Origin of the sequence: Herbaspirillum sp. C7C8 (assembly GCF_022627875.1) — a bacterium.
GTDB lineage: Bacteria > Pseudomonadota > Gammaproteobacteria > Burkholderiales > Burkholderiaceae_D > Herbaspirillum.
Window position 1 is genome coordinate 1 of record NZ_JABXGG010000071.1, and the last position, 273, is coordinate 273.

Below are 273 nucleotides of genomic sequence, written 5' to 3' on the forward strand. Positions count from 1 at the left end.
GTGGATGCTCGACGGCGTCCGCGACGCCAACGTGCCCGGCCTGATGAACTCGCTGTCCACGATGCTGAAGGAACCCGCATGAGCACCGATTCAGTTCAATCCCCCACTGTGGACGTCCACGCCCACGTCCTGCTTCCGGCCCTGCAGCAGCTGGTGGCCGAGGCTGATCCCGAGGGTTTCGGGGCCCAGCAGGCCCTGGAAGTGCGGCGCAACGGCCAGGAGTCCATGGCCGTGTCGGGCAAGATGATCAAGGACCGCTGGCCGCAACTGACG

1 protein-coding gene is annotated in these 273 nt (G+C 66.3%); it reads left to right on the forward strand.

Annotation, left to right across the window (positions count from 1 at the left end):
* Positions 1-78: 78 nt before the first annotated feature.
* On the forward strand, positions 79-273 hold a 195-nt coding region (locus tag HWE01_RS22690; RefSeq protein WP_241822965.1), incomplete at its 3' end, for a hypothetical protein.